Source organism: Amycolatopsis sp. NPDC000009, from assembly GCF_055563465.1.
This window is the reverse complement of sequence record NZ_JBVHDI010000002.1, coordinates 470,767-490,989: the sequence shown is the minus strand read 5'-3', so window position 1 is coordinate 490,989 and position 20,223 is coordinate 470,767. Positions and strand designations below refer to the sequence as shown.

The window sequence follows — 20,223 nt, the reverse complement described above, 5'->3', positions numbered from 1 at the left end:
GCTAGCAAGTGAGCATGCGATCACGCGAACGGTCGAGGAGCACCAGCGGGATCGTGGCCAGCGCCAGCGCCGCGCCGATCCACGGGATGGCGGTCAGCGAAGCCCCCAGGTTCAGCGCCCCGGCGGCGAAGGCCGGGGTGAGGCTGATCCCCAGCTGGAAGGCCGAGACCGTGGTCGCGCCGGCGAGCGTCGGGGCGGAAGCGGCGATCGTGAAGACCCGCCCGTAGAGCGCCGGATTGAGCACGAAGGCCGCGACACCCAGCAGGAACACCGTCGGCACGACCACCACGGCGGAAGTGGCGAAAAGCGCGAGCAGCACCGAAAAGACCGCGATGCCGGCGCCGCCGCCCAGCAGCGCGTGGTGCGGCCGCCGATCCGAGATGCGGCCGCCGAGCGACAGACCGGCGAAGGCGCCGATCCCGAACAGCGCGAGGACCGCGGGGATCCAGACCGCGGGCAGGACGTCCGCGAGCATCGCCGCCAGGTAGTTGAAGGACACCATGTACGCCGCCGTGCTCAGGATGGTGACCGCGAAGACGCCCCAGAGTCGCGGCGTCCGCATGGCGCGCAGCTCACCCGACAGGCTCGGGGCCGCGGACGTGGTGACCGGCAGGCCGACGGCACAGGCGACCACACCCAGAACGGTGAGCGCGACGACGCCCCAAAAGCCGCCGGTCCAGTCGGTGAGGTTGCTCAGCAGCGTGCCCACCGGTCCCCCGGCCACCATGGCGACGCTGAGCCCGGCGACGACGACACCCGAAGCGCGGGCGTTGCGGTCGGGCGTCACCAAGCTGATCGCGGTCACGGCGGCCACGGCGAAGAAACCGGCGTAGGCGAGACCGGCGATGAACCTGGTGACCAGCAGGATCCAGTAGTCGCCGGAGAGCAGGCCGACCGCGATGGCGACGGCGAAGACGGCCTGTGTCGCCATCAGGGCCGTCCGCCGCGGCCACTTCAGGCTCAGCACGGCGAACGGCGGGCCGCCGATGACGACACCGAGGGCGAACGCGGTGATGAGCGCGCCCGCGGACGACAGGGAGACGCCGAGATCGGCGGCGGCCGAGGGCAGGACCCCGGCCATCAGGAACTCGGCACTCCCCATCGCGAACAGGCTGAAGGACAGGAGATAGACCCCGGCGGGAAGGCGTTTCGTCTCGATCATGCCGCCAGCTTCCGGAGCTTTTGGCTGTTTCGGCAAAGAACTTTGCCGGAACCGGGACGACCTGCTGTGCTGGCGGCATGGAGAGCCAACCCACCGTCACCGCGGCGATCGAACTGATCGCGCCCCGGCTGCGCCGCGCCCGGGAGAAGAAGGGCACCACGCTGGTGGAACTGAGCCGCGCCACCGGCATCTCCACCAGCACCCTGTCCCGCCTCGAATCCGGGCAGCGCAAACCGAGCCTCGAATTGCTGCTGCCGGTCATCGCCGCGCTGGGCCTGCGCGTCGACGAGATCGTCTCGTCACCGAGAGTTCTCGAACCACCCGCGGACGGCCGGGTACTCATCCCGCTCACCCGGCACGAGGACGGGCCCCGCGCCTACAAGATGACGATCCCGGCGAGCGACGACGAACCCCACCCGCGAACACACGGCGGACGCGAGTGGCTTTACGTGCTGCGGGGCAGGCTCCGGCTCGTGCTCGGCGACCAGGACGTCGTACTCGGCGCGGGCGAGGCCGCCGAGTTCGACTGCCGGACGCCGCATTGGTTCGGCTCCACCGGCCGCGGGCGCGTCGAAGTGCTCAGTCTGTTCGGCGAACAGGGCGAACGGGTCCACGTCCGCGCCCGCACCCGGTAGCTCTCAGGCGCGCTGCTGGATACGGATCAGGTTCCCCGACGGGTCGCGGACGGCGCCGTCGCGCAGGCCGTACGGCTGATCGGTGGGCTCCTGGATGACCTCGGCGCCCGACTCCTGCAGGTGCTTGAAGAGACCGTCGAGATCGTCGGAGGAGAACAGGATGCCCGCGTAGGTGCCCTTGGCCATCATCTCGCCGATGACGCGGCGTTCGTCGTCGGTGATGCCGGGGTCGACGGCCGGCGGGTGCAGCACGATCGACACCGGCTGCCCCGGCGGGCCGACGGTGATCCAGCGCATGCCGTCGTAGCCGACGTCGTTGCGCACCTCGAAGCCGAGGAGGTCGCGGTAGAAGGCCAGGGCGGCGTCGGGGTCGGTCTGCGGGAGGAAGCTCCCGTGAATGGCGATGTCCATGACGGTCACGCTAGGTGAGACCGGTTCACGACGCTTCTCGATTCCTGATCGCTCTCCGGATGGCTTCGACACTGCGATCGACGTCCGCTTCGGTCGTGCTCCAGTTGGACACGGAGACGCGCATCAGGCGCATGCCGTGCCAGGTGGTCGCGCCCATCCAGCACTCGCCGGAACGTTGAAGGGCCTCGACGACCCGGTCCGTATCGTCGCCGAAACCGACGAGCACCTGGTTCAGCACCACGTCGTTCACGACGGTGACGCCTTCGCACGCGTCGAGTTTCTCGGCGAACCTCCTGGCCAGCGCGCAGCATCGCTCGATCATCTCGGCGATCCCCTCGCGACCGAGTTCGCTGAGCGCCGCCCACGTCGCGAACCCCCGCGCCCGGCGGGAGGATTCCGGCACGAAGTCGCTCGGCGCCCTCACCCCGCCTTCTCCCTGGCCGGTCAGGTACGCGGCGGTGAGCGCCATCGCGGCCCGGTGCGACTCGGGATGGGCGCAGAAGGCGTACCCGCAGTCGTAGGGAACGTTGAGCCATTTGTGCCCGTCGACCGCCCAGGAGTCCGCCTTTTCCAGCCCCGCGGTCAGCCGTTCGAGCGAGGGTGCGGCGGCCGCCCAGAGCCCGAACGCACCGTCGACGTGCACCCATGCTCCGTGGCGGTGGGCGATCTCCGTCGCGGCGGCGAAATCGTCGAACGCACCGGTGTTCACGTTCCCCGCCTGAAGGCAAACGATTGCGGGCCCGTCGAGCGTCCGTTCGAGATCCGCGATGTCGATGGCGCCTTGGTCGTCCGCGCGGACCGGCCGGACGGCGTCGGTGCCCAGGCCGAGCAAGCGGAGAGACCGGTCGATCGTCGCGTGCCGCTCTTCGCTGGCGACGACCGGCAGCGGCGGCGCCCCGTGCAGCCCGCGGCGTTCGACGTCCCACCCGGCCCGCGCGAGGACGTGATGCCGGGCGGCGGCGAGGCCGACCGTGTTCGCGCCCTGCCCGCCGGTCACGAAACCGAACGAGGCGCCGGACGGCAGGCCGAGGACGTCCTTGAGCCATTCGCCCGCCACCTCCTCGACGATCGCGGCGGCGGGTGAGGTGATCTTGTTGAAGGCGGGCTGATCCCAGCCGGTCGCGAGCATGTCCGCCGCGGTCGCGGCGTCCAGCGCACCACCGGTGACGAAACCGAAATACCTCGGGCCGGTGTTCGCCACCAGCGCCGGCTCGACGGCGTCAGCCAGCCGCCGGATCACGTCGGCGGGCGCGGCGGGTTTCTCGGGGAGGTCACCGAGCTTCTCCCGGACACCCGTCGTGTCGTCGGGGAAGACCGGGACGTCGGCGACGCTTTCGCGGTAACGGGTGACCCGGGCGGCGACATCGGCCAGCAGATCCCGCAAATCGCTCATTCGTTCATGATTCCACGGCCGCGCCGGGCTCCTGCCAGAAAAAGCGCACCGACGAGCAGGATGGCGATCGTTCCGGCGTCGAAACCGCCCAGCAGTCCGAGCAGGACCCCCCACGCGACGACGCCCGAGCCCAGCCAGCCGGGCACGCGTTCGCCGCGCCGGGTGTGCCGGAGCACCAGCCCGCCGAGCAGGAGCAGCGGCACCCCGAAACTGCCCGGGCTGAGCCAAAACGCCTCGGCCATGGGGAGCCGGTCGGGCGTGGGGTCCAGCGTGACCGTGTTGAAGAATCCTTCGTCGAAGATCCGCGCCCAGACTTCCTGGCGCATGAAGCCGGCGACGACGGTGTGGAAGAGGCCACCGCCCAGCGCGAGGATCCCGCCCCAGGTGGCCGGGTCGCGCCACCGGACGCGGGAGGTGGTCGCTTCGTAAGGCCTGTCGATTGTCCGCATGCGCATCAGGTTGCTCGCCGTCGCGGCGGGATTCCTCGGCCTGAGGTGCTCAGCCCCTCGTCCGAAATAATGAGATCGCCTCAGCTCGGCCGCACGAGCCCGTTCTCGTACGCGAAGATCACCGCCTGCACCCGGTCACGGACGCCGAGTTTGGCGAGGAGATGACCGACGTGCGTTTTCACCGTGGTTTCGGAGAGGAAGAGCCGCTGCGCGGTCTCGGCGTTGGAGTAGCCCTGCGCGATCTCCAGCAAAACGTCGCGTTCGCGCGCGGTGAGCCGCTTCAGCAGCGGAGAAGTCTCGCGTGCGACCGCGAGCTGGTCCAGCATGCGGCGGGTCGTGGAGCGCGCGATCACGGCATCGCCGGCGTGGACGGCGCGGATGGCGTGCAGCACTTCGCCGGCCGACGCGTCCTTGAGCAGGAACCCGCTCGCCCCGGCCCGCAGGCCGGCGATGGCGTATTCGTCCAGATCGAACGTCGTCAGCAGGATCACCTTGGGCGCGTTCTCACGGGCGGCGACCAGTCCGGTGGCCTCGACCCCGTCCATCCGCGGCATCTGGACGTCCATCAGCACGACGTCGACCGGTGTCTCGGCGAGCTTCGCGACCGCCTCCACCCCGTCGGCGGCCTGGAGGACGATCCGGATGTCTTCGGTCGCGTCGACGACCATGGCCAGCCCGGTCCGGACCAGTTCCTGGTCGTCGACCAGCGCGACGTCGATCGTCATCTCGAAGCTCCCTGTTCGCCGACGCGGAACTCCGCGCGCACCCTGAAACCGCCGTCGACCGGACCGGCCTCGAAGGTACCGCCCGCGGCGCGCACGCGTTCCCGGACGCCGCCCAGTCCGGCGCCGGTGCCGGGGAGCGGCGGCCGCTCGCCGGCACCGCCTCCGTCGTCCTCGACGACGAACACCGACGCGTACGGGGTGTGCGTGATCGTGACGGTGACACCCGTGCGCGGGCCCGCGTGCTTGACGCTGTTGGTCAAGGCCTCCTGGACGAGCCGGTACGCCGCCATGGCCGCGCTCGCCGTCAGCGCGTCGGGCCGCCCCTGCTCGGCCAGGCGGACATCGACGCCCGTCGCGCGTACGCGGTCCACCAAGGCCGGGATCCCGGCGAGCGAGGGCCGCGACTCGCTGTCCCACAACACCCGCAGCGTGTCCCGCATGTCGGCCAGCGCCTCGCGAGCGGTCCCGGCGATGACGGAAAGCGCCTGGGCCGCGCGGTCCGGCGCCTTGGAAGCGATGGCGGAACCGCCTTCGGCCTGACGCACGATGACCGCCAGGGAATGGGCGACGATGTCGTGCATGTCGCGGGCGATGCGCTGTCGTTCTTCGGCCGCGGCACGCTCGGCGGCTTCCGCGGCCTCGCCGGCGAGGCGCCGCCGCCGGTCGAACCGGAAACGGCCGACGGCCCAGGTGCCCGCCACCGCCGCGACCAGGGCGAGCACGGCCAGCAGCAGCGTGAGCCACCCCGTGGGCAGCGCGCCGTAGGCCGTCGCCGTCCGGGCCGTGCACAGCACCGCTCCGAGCACGCTGATCCCGAGAGCCAGCAGGCTCTCGCGCAGCGGCCGATGTGCGGCGACGGCGTACAGGAGCACCAGGTAGACCGCCGACGTCGGGAGGAAGAAGAGCGGGATCTCCATGCTGTCGCTCGCGCTCGCCAGCCCCAGTGACTCGGCCCGGACCACCGTGTTCGGCAGCGCGACGAGCACCGCCATCGCGAGCGTGGCGGTGAGGAACGCGGCTCCGGTGGCGATCCGCCGCAACGCGACGGTGGAGTGCACCGCGATCCCGCAGACACCCGCCACCCACAGCGCCCAGTCCGGAGAGTCGGCGACCAGGAGGATGTTGAGCGAACCCGGCCCCAGCAGTGCGGCGACGGCCAGGGCGAGCAGGAGGTCCGAACCGGCCGGGTGTGCCCGCGTCCACCGGTCCACGCGGTCGGTCCACGTCACGGCCATGATCGTAGACATCGTCGCCGGGCGTGACCAGGTCGTCATGTGACCTTGGGAAACCTTGTTTGACCTGCGTCGGAATGCCCCGGTACCGTAGGGCGTTAGCACTCTTGTCGGCTGAGTGCCAATGCACGAAGGAGCAGCAGTGCCCACCTACCAGTACGCCTGCAAGGAATGCGACCACGCTTTCGAGGCCGTGCAGTCGTTCTCCGACGCGAGCTTGACCGTGTGCCCGCAGTGCTCGGGCCCGCTTCGCAAGGTCTTCAGCTCGGTCGGCGTGGTCTTCAAGGGCAGCGGTTTCTACCGCACCGACTCGCGTGACTCGAAGGCCAGCACCACCTCGGCTCCGGCCAAGTCCGAGACCAAATCGGAGTCGAAGACCGAGTCGAAGCCGGAGACCAAGAGCGCGGCATCCTCCTCCACGGGTACGACGAAAACGGCCGCCGCCGCTTCCTGACGTCCCGAGTTGTCCACATACCCCCGGTTATCCACAGCCGGGGGTTTTCGTTCTTTCCAGGGCAGCGCACCCGCCCCTAACGTCGAGATCATCACCGATCGACGAGGGGGAATCCCATGCTCCATCACCTGCCCGTCCCGCGAAGACTCCAGGGCAGGCCGGCCCGGCTGCTCCGCCGCTGGCTCGCCCTGTCCCTGCTGATCGGCGGCCTGGTCGCACTGTTCCTGCCCGCGTCCGCACGCGGCACTCCCGGCACCGCGACCGTGGTCACCGCCCGCGACCTCCCGGCAGGCTCGCTGCTGCGCGCCGAGGACGTCGAACTCGCCGACCTCCCGGACGATGTCCGTCCACAGGGCGCCACCGGCCTGCCTTCCGCTGTGGAGGGACGGATGCTCGTCGGTGCGGCTCGGGCGGGGGAACCGCTGACGGACGTCCGCTTGCTGGACGCGGGCATCCCCGGATCGGGTGATCCCGAGAGGTCGACTGTCCCGGTGAGGCTCGCCGACGCGGGTGTCGCGGAGTTGCTCAGGCCGGGCCGCCGGGTCGACGTCGTCGCGGCCGCCGAAGCCGGGCGCGAGGCGTCCGTGCTGGCCAGCGAGGCCGTCGTGGCGGCGGTGGGCGAGCACGGCACCCGCGATCCGACGTCGCCCCGCGCCGGGAGCAAGGGACCTTTGGTGCTGCTTTCCCTGCCTTCCGCGATCGCGACACGAGTCGCGGCCACCTCGCTGGAACGGTCCATAACGGTTACCCTCCGCTAGCTCGCGCCTGCCCTGCGGCGGCGGGCGCCTGCGTCCCCCCGGTATGGAGAAGGGACGGTCGGCGAACCGTCCCAGGTGAAAGAGGAGAGCGTCTTGATCAAGGGCTTCAAGGACTTCCTGATGCGCGGGAACGTCGTCGACCTCGCGGTCGCGGTGGTCATCGGCGCCGCGTTCACAGCGATCGTCACGGCCTTCACGAACGGCCTGATCAAACCGCTGATCAACGCCATCGGCGGTTCGGACGCCGCCAAGGGGCTGGGGTTCAACATCCTCAGCGCGAACGACTCGACGTTCATGGACTTCGGCGGCGTGATCAACGCGGCGATCAACTTCGTGATCGTGGCCGCCGTCGTCTACTTCGTGATCGTGCTGCCGGTCAAGCACCTTCAGGAGCGGCGCAAGCGTGGTGAAGAGGCGGGCCCCTCGGAGCCGACCGACGTCGAGCTGCTCACCGAGATCCGCGACCTGCTGCGCGCGCAGCAGAACCGCGCGAACTGACCCGGATCACCGGTCGTGATGAGGCGGCCGGTTCTCCAGGAACCACGAGTCGGAGTCCGGGGTGCGCTGCCCCGGCTCTCGCTCGTCGGAGGTCGTGTCCGGCAGGACGTCCCCGAAGATCTCGTCGACCCGCCGTTTCTCCGCGGCGGAAGGGCGCTTGTCCTCGTCGTCACCTGGCATGACACCCATTTTCGCACCGGTCGCGGGGGCCGCCCGCCGGTGGGACCATCAGCGCATGAGCATCGTCGACAAAGCGAAGGGGCTGGCCGCGCAGGCCGTCCACAAAGCGGAAGAGGTCGCGGGCGAAGTCCGCGAGAAGGCCGGGCCGCTGGCCGAGAAGGCGGGCGACGTGGCGGCCAAAGGTGTCTCGGCGGCATCGGCCGGGGCGAACAAGGTCACCGGCGGCCGGTTCGAGGACAAGATCGGCCAGGTCACCGAAAAAGTGGAAGGAGTGCTGCACCACGACAAAAAGGGCGAGCCCGGGACCGAACCCGGACCCGCCCCGAAGAACTAGGCTCCTGAGGACTTAGGCCTCTTCGAGCCCGGACAGCTCGTCGATCACGTACGGCACCAGCGACGAGAGCGTCGCCATGCCGTCGCGCACGGCCGCGCGCGAACCCGCGAGGTTGACCACCAGCGTGCTGCCGGACACGCCGACGAGCCCGCGGGAGATACCCGCGTCCACCGCGCCGGCGGCCAGGCCGGACGCGCGCAGAGCTTCGCCGATGCCCGGGATCGGGCGGTCGAGCACCCCGGCCGTCGCGTCGGGGGTGCGGTCGCGCGGCGAGACCCCGGTGCCGCCGACGGTGATCACCAGATCGGCACCGCCGATCACCGCGGTGTTGAGCGCGTTGCGGATCGCGGCCGTCTCGGCCTCGACCACGACGACGCCGTCGACGATGAACCCGGCCTCTTCGAGCAGCTCCGTGACCAGCGGTCCCGTGTTGTCCTCGTGTTCGCCGTGGGCGACCCGGTCGTCCACGATGACCACCAGTGCGCGGCCCAGCCGTTGTGCGCTCCGTTCCATGGTCACACCGTATCCGGTTTCGGCTGATCTTCGCTTGAGCGGTGCCGCGTAGTTTGTGACGATTCCCTGACGTGAGCCCACGATCCGGCGCCGCCGCCCGGGTTCGCCCTTAGCGTCGGAACGGTGCGAACACTGGTAACCGGCGGGGCCGGGTTCATCGGCTCCCACATCGCCGATCTGCTGTCCGATCAAGGTGACGAGGTCGTGGTCCTCGACAACCTCCTGAGCACCGCGCACGGTTCCTCGCGCCCGCCGGCGTACACCGGCCGCCACCGGTTCCTGCGTGGCGACGTCACCGACCCGGAGCTGGTCGCCGAGCTGCTGGACGGTGTCGACGCGGTCTGCCATCAGGCGGCCGTCGTCGGGCACGGCGTCGACCCGTCCGACGCGCCGTCGTACGCGCTGAACAACGACTACGGGACCGCCGTCCTGCTCGCCGCGATGCACCGGGCCGGGGTACGGAAGCTGGTGCTCGCCTCTTCGATGGTCGTTTACGGCGAAGGCCGCTACGAATGCCCCCTCCACGGGATCGTGCCTCCGTCGGCGCGGAAGCAGTCCGATGTGGATGCCGGACGCTTCGAGCCCGCGTGCGCGGCTTGCGGCGCAGACCTCGACTGGCGGCTGGTCCCCGAAGACGCGCCGCTGCAGCCGCGAAGCACCTACGCGGCCACCAAGCTCGCGCAGGAACACCTGGCGGCGGCGTGGGCCCGGCAAACCGGTGGAACGGTCTGGGCTCTGCGCTACCACAACGTTTACGGGCCACGGATGCCGCAGAACACCCCATATGCGGGCGTCGCGTCGCTGTTCCGTTCCTCGCTCCTACGCGGCGAAGCGCCGATCGTGCTGGAGGACGGGAAACAGCAGCGCGACTTCGTGCACGTCCACGACGTGGCGAGGGCGAACGTCCTGGCGCTGCACACCGACGGGCCCGAAGGTGACCTGACCCCGTTGAACATCTGTTCCGGGCAGCCCCACTCTGTCGGCGAACTCGCCGAGGAACTCGCGAAGGCGTGTGACGGGCCGTCACCGAAGATCGCCGGAGGCGCCCGGCCCGCCGACGTCCGGCACGTCGTCGCCGACCCGGCTCGCGCCCGGCGGCTGCTCGGCTTCACCGCGCGAACCGGGTTCGCCGAAGGGATCGCCGGGTTCGCCACCGCTGAGCTGCGGGAACCAGTCGGTCTCTGAAACCGGGAACAGACCCGGCCCCCGCTGGGTTGTCGTTCACGGCAACGGAATCGACTTTTTTGGGGGTTTTGGTGGGCATCACCGTCGGAGACATCGAGATCGAAGCGCTCGGGGACGGTCTGATCAGGCTGCCGCTCGCGTTCTTCCCGGGTCTCGACCCCGAGGCCCATCCGGAGATCTTCGACGAGGACGGCACCGTGCACGTCCCGACCGGCGCGTACCTGATCCGCGGCGACGGCCGCACGATCCTGGTCGACACCGGCCTCGGCCCGCGCGAATTCGCCTTCCCGCCGGGAATGACGCCCGCCAAGGGCGACCCCACCCCGCCGATGGGCACGGGCGGCGACCTCGCGGCCGCGCTGGACAAGGCGGGCTGCCCGATCGACGAGATCGACACCGTCTTCCTCACCCACCTGCACAACGACCACATCGGCTGGATCGCGCCCGAAGGCGACCTGACCTTCCCCGGCGCTCAGGTCGTCTTCGGCCAACTCGACTGGGACGCCCTGATCGCGCCCGCCGGGACGGGCGAATGGAGCCGTGTCGGTATGGAGACCGCCCGCGGCGCGGGACTGACCGAGGCGATCAGCGGCGACGTCGTCGAGATCGCGCCCGGGATCGTGGCGCGGCACGCCCCCGGTCACACGCCGGGCCACTACGTCCTCGACATCACCGCGGACGACGAGCGCCTGCTGCTGCTCGGCGACGTCCTGCACACGCCCGCGCAGCTGACGGACACGCGAGTGGGCTTCCTCGGCGACGTCGACCCGGAACTCGCGCTCCGCACCCGGCAGCGATTCCTCGCGGAAGCGGAAGAGACCGGCGCGATCATCGCGCCGGCCCACTTCCCGGACATGGGGTTCCTGCGGCTCTGACCTACTTGCCGCAGAGCACCTTGTCGGTGAGCAGCTGATCCGCCTTGTAGTAGGCCTGTCCCAGATCGGCGTCCGAGTCGCCGTAGGTCATGGACAGTTCGAAGGTCCTGCTGCCGTCGGGCGTGCCGGCCATCACCGTCCCGTAGCCGTGGAAGCCGCCCATGCCCTTGAGGACCGTGCCGCAGCTCGCCTCCTGGACGTACACGCCCAGGCCGTAGCCGCCCTTCGGGTGCGGCTTGCGCATCTCGTCGAGCAGCGGGGCGGGCAAGAGTTTTCCGCCCAGCAGCGCGGAGAAGAACGTGTGGAGGTCCTTCGTGGTCGAGATCATCTCACCGGCGCTGGACGCCCACGACGGGTTCTGGGTCGTGATGTCGACCGTCTTCCACTGTCCGGGCTTCTCCTCGTAGCGGTAGTAACCGTGGGCATGCGGCCCGGGGATGCCAGGCCAGGTGCCGGGAACCACGGTGTCCCGCAGTCCGAGCGGCCGCAGGATCCGCCGCTGGATCTCGTCGCCGTAGGGGCGGCCGGCGACCTTCTCGATCACCAGCCCGGCGAGGACGTAGTTGATGTTCGTGTAGGTCCAGTCCGTGCCCGGCGCGAACAGCGGCGGCTTGGACAAGCCGAACCGCACCAGTTCCTCCGGCCGGTAGGTGTGGAACCGGTTGTCCAGGAACTCCTTACCGGTCAAGGGGATTCCCGGCACGATCGTGCCGTCGGGCAGCATCGCGCCGGTGTAGTCGAACAGGCCGCTGGTGTGCTGCAGCAGCATCCGCACCGTGATCCGCCGGTCGAGGCCGAACTCGGGCAGGTACCCGGCCACCGGCGCGTCCAGGCCAACCTTGCCCTCCCCCACCAGCTGCAGGACGACGGTGGACACGAAGGTCTTGGTGTTGCTGCCGATCCGGAACCGCCCGTTCACCGGCGGCTTGGCGGCCGAGCCCAGCTCGCGCACCCCGGCGCTGCCGGTCCAGTCGCCCCGCGCGTCGTGCACCCGCAGTTGCGCTCCGGCGAAACCGGAGGCGACGATCTCCTCGGCCATCGTCCGCAGATCCGGCCGGTCCCGTCCCTTGTCCGCGGCGGCCACGCCGGGCGTGACCCCGGCCAGCAGTGCGGCCGCCACCGCGGTCATCCCGGCCCGCCGGAAGAATCGCTTCGCTGAAGTCGTCATGGCGGCAACGATCGCGGCCCGCGCTGACACCGCGGTGACACGCCGCTGACATGGTCAGCGCATGGCGAGCGGAAGCCGCACCTCGAACCGGCAGCCGGGGCCGTCGTTGCGAACGCCGATGCGGCCGCGATGGGCTTCGACGAGGCCTTTCGCGATCGCGAGACCGAGCCCGCCGCCGCTCGCCAGCCCACCTCGTTCGGGCGTCCGCGCCCTCGTCCCGCGGAACGCGACGTCGAAGACCCGCCCGATCTCGTCGTCGGGGATCCCGCCGCAGCCGTCGGAGACCGCGAGCAGCGCCTCGCCGCCCTCGATGCCGATCTGGACCGCGACCGTCCCGTCCGGCGGCGTGTGCCGCACGGCGTTGGACACCAGGTTGCGCACGATCCGCGCCAGTTCCGGGTCGCTGCCGGAGACGACCGGCCACACGTTCGCGTACTCGATCATCCGCACGCGTTTCTGCTCGGCGAGCGGCGCTTGCGCGGCGACGGCGTCGCTCACGACGTCGCGCAGCGGCACCGCGGCCATGGTCAGCTGGAGTGCGCCCGCGGTGATCCGCGACAGTTCGAACAGGTCGCCGACCATGCCGGACAGCCGGGTGGTCTCCCCGCTGATCCGCCGCGCGTAGCCGGTGACCTCGATCGGGTCGGCGACGACGCCGTCCGCGACGGCCTCGGCCATCGCCTGGATCCCGGCCAGCGGGCTGCGCAGGTCGTGGCTGATCCACGCGACCAGTTCGCGCCGCGACGCCTCGGCCGCGCGCTCCCGTTCCCGCGCCTCCCGTTCCCACACGCTGCGGCGCGCGATCGCACGGCCGAGCACGAGCGCCGCCGGCACGGTCACCAGCGCGACCAGCACACAGACCAGTGTCATCGTGGTCAGCGCGGGGGTGAACATGAACCCGCTGATCCCGAGCACCGCGATCAGCGTCGCGAACACCGGGATCAGCACGAGGATCGTCATCGTGCTGGCCAGCGAACCGTGCCGGAGCAGGTACAGGGCCAGCCCGCCGAGCAGCACCACCGGCAACGCGAACATCAGCGCGAACGGCAGGATGTGCCAGGCGTGCGCCAGCATCTCGCCGAACGACTCACCGGAGCCGATCATCGCCGCACCGGGTCGTACCGGTAGCCGACGCCCCACACGGTGGCGACGCGGACGGGTTTCGCGGGGTTCTTCTCGATCTTCTCGCGCAACCGTCTCACGTGGACGGTCACGGTGGACTGGTCGCCGAAGTCCCAGCCCCAGACCTTCTCCAGCAGATCGGCGCGGGAGAACGCCGTTCCGGGATGGGTGAGGAAGAACGCGAGCAGATCGAATTCCCGGCTCGTCAGGGGAAGTTCCACGCCACCGAGGGCCGCCTGCCGCGCCGACATCTGCAACGCGAGATCGCCGTCGGTGATCACGCGCGCCGCCGGTTCGGGCCGCGGCATCCGCGCCCGCCGCAGCACCGATGCCACGCGCAACGCGAGTTCCTTGGGGCTGAACGGTTTCGTGACGTAGTCGTCGGCCCCGAGCTGGAGCCCGGCGATCCGGTTCTCCTCCTCGCCGAGCGCGGTCAGCATCACGACCGGCACCTGGCTCACCTGGCGCAGGCGACGGCAGACCTCCAATCCGTTGAGCCCGGGCATCATGACGTCGAGGACCACGAGATCCGGCCCGGTCGCGGAGAACAGCCGCAACCCTTCGGTGCCGTCCCCGGCGACGTCGACTTCGAAGCCCGCGACCTCCAGGTACCGCCGGACGACGTCCCGCACGGTCTCGTCGTCGTCGACGACCAGCACCCGTCCTTGCTCTGTCATGCAGCCCACCTCACCAGCTCGTCAGCACCAGATGGTTCACCACCAGCGCCGTGGCCGCCGACGCGGCGAGCCACCACCGCCGCCCCTTCGACGGCAGCAGCGCCACCGCGGGCAGCAGCCACACCTCGAACGGTAACCAGATGCGTTCGACCTCCGCCTTCGACAGGCCGGACAGGTCGGCGAAGGCGATCGTCAGGACCGCGGCCGGCACGATCAGCGTGACCGGCTCGCGGAACGACCGTTTCGGCTCGGCGAGGAACTCCGCGCCCGCCCGCCGCGTCCCGGCGATCACGGCCGGGCCGAGCGCGATCAGGACCGCCGCGATATCCGCCCACACCCAATAGGAGTACGGGCGCAGCGTCGCGATCCCCTGGTAGTAGCGCTCGACCACCAGGTGATACCCGTCGAGCCACCAGAACCCGGCCAGTGCGAACGCCACGACGACCACGGCCACGCCCGCCGTGGCGAGGAGCAGGATCCGCCACTCGCGGGTCAGCACGACGACGGCCAGCACGATCACGCCGAGCAGCACGAGACCGTAGGAGAGGAAGAGACCGAACCCGAGCAGCAGACCGCCGGGGAGCGCGAGGATCCGCCGTCGCGTGGCGAGCGCCAGCAGCGCGATCCCGGTCGCCGTGACCCCTGCGAAGAGACCGTCGGCGGAGACGCCGATCCAGATCGCCCCTGGGGTCAGGACGGCGAAGGGCAGGACCGTCCTCGCGGCGTCCTGCCTGCCCAGCGCGGAGAGCGTCACCGGCACCGCGACCACCGCGAGGCAGCCGACCAGCACGACGACCGTCGAAGCCCACGCGCCGCCCTGCAGACCGAGCCGGTCGAGCCAGACGAAGACCAGCGTCGCGCCCGGCGGATGCCCGGAGACGTGCGTCGTCCACGAATCCGGCTGGAAATCCAGGATGCGCGAGGAGAACCCGGCCAGCATCTTCGGGATGTCGGTGATCCCCGGGACCTCGTGCAGGTACTCGTGTTCCGTGGTGAGCCTGCCGGTAAAACCGCGCGCCCAGCCGTCGATCATCGCCAGCGAGAACGTCCACGCCAGCGCGGTCACGTAGCCGAGCGCGAGCAGCGGGCGCCAGCGCAGCCGGGCGGCGAGCAAGGGACCTTTGGTGACGACCACGAGCGCGAGCACGACCGCGGCCACCGAACCCGGCCCCACATGCGGCAGCCACAACCCGAACAGCGGCGGCGCGAAGGCGTAGATCACCACGCCGGAACCGGGACGGTTGTAGTGGAGGCCGACCGCGATCGCGGCGGCGACCACGAGCATCGCCAGCCCCACGGCGATCAGATCGGCCCGGCGGCCGGTACGGGAAGGGGCGGTGACAGTGGACATCACCGGCACCATAACCGCGTTTCCGCTGCCCGGCGGCCTGACGGCGCGGTCTGTCAGAACTCGGTAAGAACTTGCCCGACGTCAGAATTCGGTAAGCAGCGCAAGGGTTTTGGTCCGTCCACCCCGGACTTAACGTGCGTTGCGTGAACGATGACCAGGTTGACGTCGTGCTCCCCTGTCTCGACGAGGCCGGTGCCCTCCCCGGGGTACTGGCGGCGCTGCCCGAGCGCTATCGGGCGATCGTGGTCGACAACGGTTCCACGGACGGTTCCGCCGAAATCGCGGCGGGGCTCGGGGCGAAGGTCGTCCATGAACCCCGGCGCGGCTACGGCGCCGCCGTGCACACGGGGCTGGAGGCGGCCACGACGGACGTCGTCTGTTTCGCCGACGCCGACGGTTCCCTCGACCTCGCCGAACTGCCGATGCTGGTCGGCGGCCTCGCCGGCGCCGAGCTGGCGGTCGGGCGGCGAGTGCCGGCCGGCCCCGGTGTCTGGCCATGGCACGCGAGAGCCGGGAACGCCGTGATCTCGTCGCTCTTGCGGTACAAGGGATTGCCGGTCCGCGACATCGCGCCGCTGCGGGCCGTCCGGCGACAGGCGCTGCTGGATCTCGACGTCACCGATCGCGCCTTCGGTTACCCGCTCGAACTGCTGATCAAAGCGAGGCGTGCGGGCTGGCGGGTCACCGAGTTCGAGGTGTCCTACGGCGAACGCGCCAAGGGCACCAGGTCGAAGGTTTCCGGCTCGTTGCGGGGAACGCTCCGCGCCGCGCGGGATTTCGGGCGGGTGCTGAGCCGATGACCTTCTGCCTGTTGATCGTCGCCAAGGCCCCCGTGCCCGGTTTCGCGAAGACGCGGCTGTGCCCGCCCGCGACGCCGGAGCAGGCCGCCGAGATCGCGGCCGCCTCACTGCTCGACACCCTCGAAGCCGCCCTCCTGACCCCGGACGCACGCGTGGTCGTCGCCATGACCGGCGAACTCGACAGGGCCGTCCGCGCCACGGAAATCGCCGCGGTACTCCGAAAAACGGAAGTGATCCCCCAACGCGGTGAAGGTTTCGACATGCGGCTGGTCAACGCCCACGCCGACGCACCCCGCCCCGGAGAATCGGTGCTGCAGATCGGGATGGACACCCCGCAGGTCACCCCGGCGCTGCTGGCCGGCGCCGCGAACCGGCCAGAGGATTCGGCCCTCGGGCTCGCGGAGGACGGTGGCTGGTGGGCGCTGGGTCTCAAGGATCCGTTACACGCCAAGGCACTCGCCGGAGTACCGATGTCACGCGACGACACCGGACGGCAAACCCTCCGTGCGCTGACCGGCATCGGCCTCCGGCCCGGCATTCTGCCCACACTGTCCGATGTGGACACCATCACGGACGCCCGCCTGGTCGCGGCGGCGGCTCCGCACGGCCGGTTCGCCCGAGCGGTGGCCGAAGTCCGGTGACCGCCTTCGACCGCGGCCTCCTCGGCCACCGCTGCTGGCTGGAACTGGCGACCGGCGAACGCGTCGACCTGCCGGTCGACCGCTGGACGGCCATTCCCTGCGAAGGCGACGACGTCCTCCTCGACGCCTGCGACGGCCCGACCATCGACGTCGGCTGCGGGCCCGGCAGGCTCACCGCCGCGCTTACCGAACGCGGTGTCGCCTCGCTCGGCGTCGACATCTCGGCCACCGCCGTGCGGCTCACCCACGCCCGTGGCGCCGCCGCGCTGCACCGGGACGTGTTCGACCGGCTCCCCGGCGAAGGGCGTTGGCGGCATGTCCTCCTCGCCGACGGGAACATCGGCATCGGCGGCGACCCGCACCGGCTCCTCGCGCGGATGGCGGAGCTGATCACCGACGGCGGGACGGTACTCGTCGAACTCGACCCACCGGGCCGCGGCCTCCGCCAGGACCGGGTCCGGCTGCGTCCCGACAACGGCGCCTGGTTCACCTGGGCGTGGGTCGGCGTCGAAGCGATCGCGGATCTCGCCGCCCGCACCGCGTTCCGCGTCGCGTGGTCCACCAGCCACGGCCACCGCTGGTTCGCCTGCCTGGAGAAAGCATGAACACACCTTCGGAGCGGGTGACGTCCTGGATCGGGCTCGCGCTCGCCGTCACGTTCACCCTGTGCTTCGTCACCGGACTGATCAGCCATCTCATCCAGCATCCGCCGTCGTGGTTCGGCTGGCCGAGCCGTCCGGTCTGGCTGTACCGGGTCACGCAGGGGACGCACGTGATCTCGGGTATCGCGTCGATTCCCTTGCTGCTGGCCAAACTCTGGAGCGTCTACCCGAAGCTGTTCGAGCGCCCGGTGATCCGTTCGCTGCCGCACGCGCTGGAACGGCTGTCCATCCTGGTGCTTTCCGCGGCCGCCTTCTTCGAGCTCGCCACCGGCCTGTTCAACGTCGCGCAGAACTATCCGTGGACGTTCTACTTCCCGCAGCTGCACTACGCGGTCGCGTGGGTGGCGATCGGTTCGATCCTGGTGCACATCGCGGTGAAGCTCCCCATCGTCCGAAGCTCACTCACGACGAAGCCCGAACCCTCGCGGCGCGCCTTCCTCCGCACGACCTGGCTTGCCGCGGGTGTCGCCGTCGTGGCGACCGCCGGAGCGACGGTTCCATTGCTGCGCAACGTTTCCGGCTTGTCGTGGCGCAGCGGCAAGGGGCCGCAAGGCCTGCCGGTGAACCGGACCGCCGCGGCGGCGGGCGTCCTGGACGCGGCGAACGACCCCGGCTGGCGGCTTTCGGTGGTGACCCCGAACGGCACGAAGACCTATTCGCTGGAAGAACTCCGTGCCCTCTCGAGAACTTCGGCCGAGCTGCCGATCGCGTGCGTCGAAGGATGGAGCGAGTCCGCGCGCTGGAGCGGGGTCTCCCTGCCGGAGTTGTTGCGGCACGCCGGAAGCACACCGGGCACTCCGGTCCGCGTGTTCTCGCTGGAGAAGGCCGGGCTCTACGGGATCAGCGACCTCCCCGGCGAGCACACCGCGGACGACCTCACCCTGCTGGCGCTGGAACTCAACGGTGAAGTGCTCGACGCCGACCACGGCTTCCCGTGCCGGATCATCGCCCCGAACCGGCCGGGCGTCCTGCAGACGAAATGGGTCACCCGCTTGGAGACGCTGTGAAGACGTTACGGCTGCTGCTTTTCCTGCCCGGACTCGCCGCGCTCGCGTGGGGCGCGGTGCTGTTCTCCGAGTACGCCTTCCCCTTGCGCCCGGACGTCTTCAAGACGCTCGGCTGGCTCGCCGGCGGTCCTCTGGCGCACGATCTGCTCATCGCACCCCTGGTCGGCGTCGCGGGGTTCGCGCTGAGCAGGTTCCTCCCGGAACGGTGGAAAGCGCCGGTCAAGACGGGCGCGGTGCTCAGCGGGGTGTTGACGCTGCTCGCGATCCCGTTGCTGTGGCGGCCCTTCGGTGGCGCGCGGAACCCGGGCCTGCACGACGCCGACACCGTCACCGGCCTGTTCGTCAGCCTGGCGGTCGTCTGGCTCGGCGTGCTCGTGGCCGTTTTCTGGAAACGTCTCGTGAGTGGTAAGGACGGTTAGAACCGTCCTTACCACTCACGAGACCAAAAAGGGGCCACGCGCGACCGGGATTGGCAGCCGGTCGCGCGTGGCCTCTTCGGTTCCGGCCCGCTGGGGGTTCGAGCCGGAGCTGGTCTCGGCCGCACACGGCGGCCGAGCGTTCTAGTTCGGCGTGACGGGCTGCCCGCCGAGGGTCACTTCGATGACCTTGTCCCCGCTGAGCGTGAACTTCACCTTGTCGTTCGGCGCCCTGGTGCGGATTTCGGCGACGAGCGCGTCCGCGTTGGGGATCGGCCGGTCGTCCAGCTTCGTCACGACGTCACCGGATTTGAGGCCCGCCTTCTCCGCGGGGCTGCCCGGCGAGATCTCACCGAGCTGCGCCCCACCGGTCGGCGCCGTCTGCACCCGCGCGCCGATGAAGGTCTGTGTCGCCTGGCCGGTGTTGATGATGTCGTCGGCCGTGCGGCGTGCCTGGTCGATCGGGATCGCGAAGCCGATGCCGACGTTGCCGCCGCTCTCGCCGCCCTGGCCCTGCGCGGACTTCGGGCTGTAGATCGCCGAGTTGATGCCGATGACCTGGCCTGCCATGTTCGCGAGCGGGCCGCCGGAGTTGCCGGGGTTGATCGCCGCGTCGGTCTGCACCGCCGACATCACCGTGGTCTGGTCGCCGTTGCCGCCGGCGCTCACCGGCCGGTTCAGCGCGCTGACGATGCCCGACGTGACCGTGCCCGTCAGCTCGAACGGCGAGCCGATGGCGACCACCGGCTGCCCGACGCGCAGATCGTCGGAGCGGCCGAGCTCCACCGGGGTCAGGCCGCTGACGCCGCTGACCTTCACCACGGCGATATCCGTCGTGGGGTCGCGGCCGACGACGGTCGCCGTGCCCTTCTTGCCGTCCTGGAACACCGCCTGGATCTGCCCGCCGCCGGCGGCGACCTCGACGACGTGGTTGTTGGTCAGCACGTAGCCGTCGGTGCTGAGCACGAAGCCGGAACCCTCGCCCGCACCCGACCGGCCGGACACCTGCAGCTCGACCACGCTCGGCGACAGCTTCTGTGCCACGGATTCGACCGAACCGGCGGGCAGGTTGCCCGTCTGCTGCGCGGGCTTCGGCGCGTCGAGCGCGTTCACCGCCGAGCCGCCGGACGCGTCACCGGTCAGATAGCCGACCGTGCCGCCCGCGACACCGCCGACGACCAGCGCGATCGCCGCGACACCGGCGAGCAGCCTGCCCGACGTGGACTTCTGCGCCTGCCGCTGCTGCGGGACCGCGTACACCGACGGACCCGGCTGGGTGAACGGCGTCTGCTGACCCGGGATCTGGTGGCCCTGGGTGGGCGCGTGCTGAGTCTGCGCCTGCGGGGACCACGGGTTGTACTGCTGCTGTTCCTGGGGGTAGGCCTGCTGCGCTCCGGTGTGCGGAGTGGCATGGCCGCCGAGGCCGGTCGCGTCAGGCTGCTGCGGCGCGGGCTGAGCCCAGCTCGCGCTCTGCTCCGCCTCCGGCTGAGCGCCGGCGAGCCGCGCCTTCTCGGCGTCCTGGCCGCTGGGGTCGTTCTCGGTCATGTCTTCACCTTGCGGGATGGTCCTGAGAAG

Annotated in this window: 25 protein-coding genes; 12 read left to right on the top strand and 13 right to left on the bottom strand. The window is 70.4% G+C overall.

Going from position 1 to position 20,223, the window contains the following annotated elements:
- Position 1 precedes the first annotated feature (1 nt).
- Positions 2–1,162 (bottom strand): MFS transporter, encoded by a 1,161-nt coding sequence (locus ACZ3HL_RS08460; protein ID WP_465529689.1) that lies wholly within the window; start codon positions 1,160–1,162, stop codon positions 2–4.
- A 77-nt stretch (positions 1,163–1,239) separates the two neighbouring features.
- On the opposite strand from ACZ3HL_RS08460, the gene ACZ3HL_RS08455 reads away from it, so the two are divergent.
- Complete coding sequence (locus ACZ3HL_RS08455; RefSeq protein WP_465410976.1) at positions 1,240–1,797, top strand: helix-turn-helix domain-containing protein; 558 nt, start codon at positions 1,240–1,242, stop codon at positions 1,795–1,797.
- A gap of 3 nt (positions 1,798–1,800) precedes the next feature.
- Here the strand turns inward: ACZ3HL_RS08455 and ACZ3HL_RS08450 are convergent, their stop codons facing one another.
- The 5 genes from ACZ3HL_RS08450 to ACZ3HL_RS08430 all read right to left on the bottom strand — a co-directional run bounded on the left by ACZ3HL_RS08450 (position 1,801) and on the right by ACZ3HL_RS08430 (position 6,004).
- Positions 1,801–2,208 (bottom strand): VOC family protein, encoded by a 408-nt coding sequence (locus ACZ3HL_RS08450; protein ID WP_465410975.1) that lies wholly within the window; start codon positions 2,206–2,208, stop codon positions 1,801–1,803.
- A gap of 25 nt (positions 2,209–2,233) precedes the next feature.
- A complete protein-coding gene (locus ACZ3HL_RS08445) occupies positions 2,234–3,601 on the bottom strand; it encodes a pyridoxal phosphate-dependent decarboxylase family protein (RefSeq protein WP_465529687.1) in 1,368 nt (455 codons plus the stop codon).
- Positions 3,598–4,050, bottom strand: a complete 453-nt coding sequence (locus ACZ3HL_RS08440; RefSeq protein WP_465410973.1) for a DUF6463 family protein — start codon at positions 4,048–4,050, stop codon at positions 3,598–3,600. The genes ACZ3HL_RS08445 and ACZ3HL_RS08440 overlap by 4 nt, the downstream gene beginning before the upstream one ends.
- Positions 4,051–4,130: 80 nt before the next feature.
- Positions 4,131–4,775 (bottom strand): response regulator, encoded by a 645-nt coding sequence (locus ACZ3HL_RS08435; protein ID WP_465410972.1) that lies wholly within the window; start codon positions 4,773–4,775, stop codon positions 4,131–4,133.
- A complete protein-coding gene (locus ACZ3HL_RS08430) occupies positions 4,772–6,004 on the bottom strand; it encodes a sensor histidine kinase (protein WP_465529685.1) in 1,233 nt (410 codons plus the stop codon). The genes ACZ3HL_RS08435 and ACZ3HL_RS08430 overlap by 4 nt, the downstream gene beginning before the upstream one ends.
- 145 nt (positions 6,005–6,149) lie before the next feature.
- Between ACZ3HL_RS08430 and ACZ3HL_RS08425 the strand changes: the two genes are divergently transcribed.
- From ACZ3HL_RS08425 to mscL, 3 genes are all read left to right on the top strand, one after another.
- Complete coding sequence (locus ACZ3HL_RS08425) at positions 6,150–6,461, top strand: FmdB family zinc ribbon protein (protein ID WP_465410970.1); 312 nt, start codon at positions 6,150–6,152, stop codon at positions 6,459–6,461.
- Positions 6,462–6,577: 116 nt separating this feature from the next.
- Positions 6,578–7,219, top strand: coding sequence for an SAF domain-containing protein (locus ACZ3HL_RS08420; RefSeq protein ID WP_465410969.1), 642 nt, complete (start codon positions 6,578–6,580; stop codon positions 7,217–7,219).
- A gap of 93 nt (positions 7,220–7,312) precedes the next feature.
- Positions 7,313–7,717: a large-conductance mechanosensitive channel protein MscL gene (gene mscL, locus ACZ3HL_RS08415; protein WP_465410968.1), complete on the top strand. Its 405-nt coding sequence runs from the start codon at positions 7,313–7,315 to the stop codon at positions 7,715–7,717.
- A gap of 6 nt (positions 7,718–7,723) precedes the next feature.
- Here the strand turns inward: mscL and ACZ3HL_RS08410 are convergent, their stop codons facing one another.
- Positions 7,724–7,897: a hypothetical protein gene (locus ACZ3HL_RS08410; protein ID WP_465410967.1), complete on the bottom strand. Its 174-nt coding sequence runs from the start codon at positions 7,895–7,897 to the stop codon at positions 7,724–7,726.
- Between the two features lie 55 nt (positions 7,898–7,952).
- Between ACZ3HL_RS08410 and ACZ3HL_RS08405 the strand changes: the two genes are divergently transcribed.
- On the top strand, positions 7,953–8,231 hold the full coding sequence (locus ACZ3HL_RS08405) for an Rv0909 family putative TA system antitoxin (RefSeq protein WP_465410966.1): 279 nt from the start codon (positions 7,953–7,955) through the stop codon (positions 8,229–8,231).
- A 12-nt stretch (positions 8,232–8,243) separates the two neighbouring features.
- On the opposite strand, the gene ACZ3HL_RS08400 is transcribed toward ACZ3HL_RS08405, so the two are convergent.
- A complete protein-coding gene (locus ACZ3HL_RS08400; protein ID WP_005155592.1) occupies positions 8,244–8,744 on the bottom strand; it encodes a MogA/MoaB family molybdenum cofactor biosynthesis protein in 501 nt (166 codons plus the stop codon).
- 123 nt (positions 8,745–8,867) lie between these two features.
- On the opposite strand from ACZ3HL_RS08400, the gene ACZ3HL_RS08395 reads away from it, so the two are divergent.
- On the top strand, positions 8,868–9,929 hold the full coding sequence (locus tag ACZ3HL_RS08395; RefSeq protein WP_465529683.1) for an NAD-dependent epimerase/dehydratase family protein: 1,062 nt from the start codon (positions 8,868–8,870) through the stop codon (positions 9,927–9,929).
- Between the two features lie 71 nt (positions 9,930–10,000).
- The gene (locus tag ACZ3HL_RS08390) at positions 10,001–10,804 is read left to right on the top strand and encodes an MBL fold metallo-hydrolase (RefSeq protein ID WP_465529681.1); all 804 of its coding nucleotides are present in this window, start codon (positions 10,001–10,003) and stop codon (positions 10,802–10,804) included.
- Between the two features lies 1 nt (position 10,805).
- Here the strand turns inward: ACZ3HL_RS08390 and ACZ3HL_RS08385 are convergent, their stop codons facing one another.
- From ACZ3HL_RS08385 to ACZ3HL_RS08370, 4 genes are read right to left on the bottom strand one after another with little or no spacing between them, the layout of a single operon-like run.
- The gene (locus ACZ3HL_RS08385) at positions 10,806–11,972 is read right to left on the bottom strand and encodes a serine hydrolase domain-containing protein (RefSeq protein ID WP_465529679.1); all 1,167 of its coding nucleotides are present in this window, start codon (positions 11,970–11,972) and stop codon (positions 10,806–10,808) included.
- 54 nt (positions 11,973–12,026) lie between these two features.
- Positions 12,027–13,076: a sensor histidine kinase gene (locus tag ACZ3HL_RS08380; RefSeq protein ID WP_465529677.1), complete on the bottom strand. Its 1,050-nt coding sequence runs from the start codon at positions 13,074–13,076 to the stop codon at positions 12,027–12,029.
- A complete protein-coding gene (locus ACZ3HL_RS08375) occupies positions 13,073–13,771 on the bottom strand; it encodes a response regulator transcription factor (protein ID WP_465410961.1) in 699 nt (232 codons plus the stop codon). The genes ACZ3HL_RS08380 and ACZ3HL_RS08375 overlap by 4 nt, the downstream gene beginning before the upstream one ends.
- 10 nt (positions 13,772–13,781) lie before the next feature.
- Positions 13,782–15,134, bottom strand: coding sequence for a hypothetical protein (locus tag ACZ3HL_RS08370; protein ID WP_465529675.1), 1,353 nt, complete (start codon positions 15,132–15,134; stop codon positions 13,782–13,784).
- 131 nt (positions 15,135–15,265) lie between these two features.
- Between ACZ3HL_RS08370 and ACZ3HL_RS08365 the strand changes: the two genes are divergently transcribed.
- Genes ACZ3HL_RS08365 through ACZ3HL_RS08345 form a run of 5 tightly spaced genes read left to right on the top strand, consistent with a single transcriptional unit; the run spans position 15,266 to position 18,651 of the window.
- On the top strand, positions 15,266–15,922 hold the full coding sequence (locus ACZ3HL_RS08365) for a glycosyltransferase family 2 protein (protein WP_465529673.1): 657 nt from the start codon (positions 15,266–15,268) through the stop codon (positions 15,920–15,922).
- On the top strand, positions 15,919–16,563 hold the full coding sequence (locus ACZ3HL_RS08360) for a TIGR04282 family arsenosugar biosynthesis glycosyltransferase (RefSeq protein WP_465529671.1): 645 nt from the start codon (positions 15,919–15,921) through the stop codon (positions 16,561–16,563). Before ACZ3HL_RS08365 ends, ACZ3HL_RS08360 begins: the two co-directional genes overlap by 4 nt.
- Positions 16,560–17,168, top strand: coding sequence for a methyltransferase domain-containing protein (locus ACZ3HL_RS08355; RefSeq protein WP_465529669.1), 609 nt, complete (start codon positions 16,560–16,562; stop codon positions 17,166–17,168). The genes ACZ3HL_RS08360 and ACZ3HL_RS08355 overlap by 4 nt, the downstream gene beginning before the upstream one ends.
- Positions 17,165–18,232 (top strand): molybdopterin-dependent oxidoreductase, encoded by a 1,068-nt coding sequence (locus ACZ3HL_RS08350; protein WP_465529667.1) that lies wholly within the window; start codon positions 17,165–17,167, stop codon positions 18,230–18,232. Before ACZ3HL_RS08355 ends, ACZ3HL_RS08350 begins: the two co-directional genes overlap by 4 nt.
- Entirely contained in the window at positions 18,229–18,651 is a 423-nt protein-coding gene (locus ACZ3HL_RS08345; RefSeq protein WP_465529665.1) for a hypothetical protein, read from the top strand. Before ACZ3HL_RS08350 ends, ACZ3HL_RS08345 begins: the two co-directional genes overlap by 4 nt.
- 141 nt (positions 18,652–18,792) lie before the next feature.
- Here ACZ3HL_RS08345 and ACZ3HL_RS08340 read toward each other — a convergent pair whose 3' ends face one another.
- A complete protein-coding gene (locus ACZ3HL_RS08340; protein ID WP_465529663.1) occupies positions 18,793–20,193 on the bottom strand; it encodes a S1C family serine protease in 1,401 nt (466 codons plus the stop codon).
- Between the last annotated feature and the right edge of the window lie 30 nt (positions 20,194–20,223).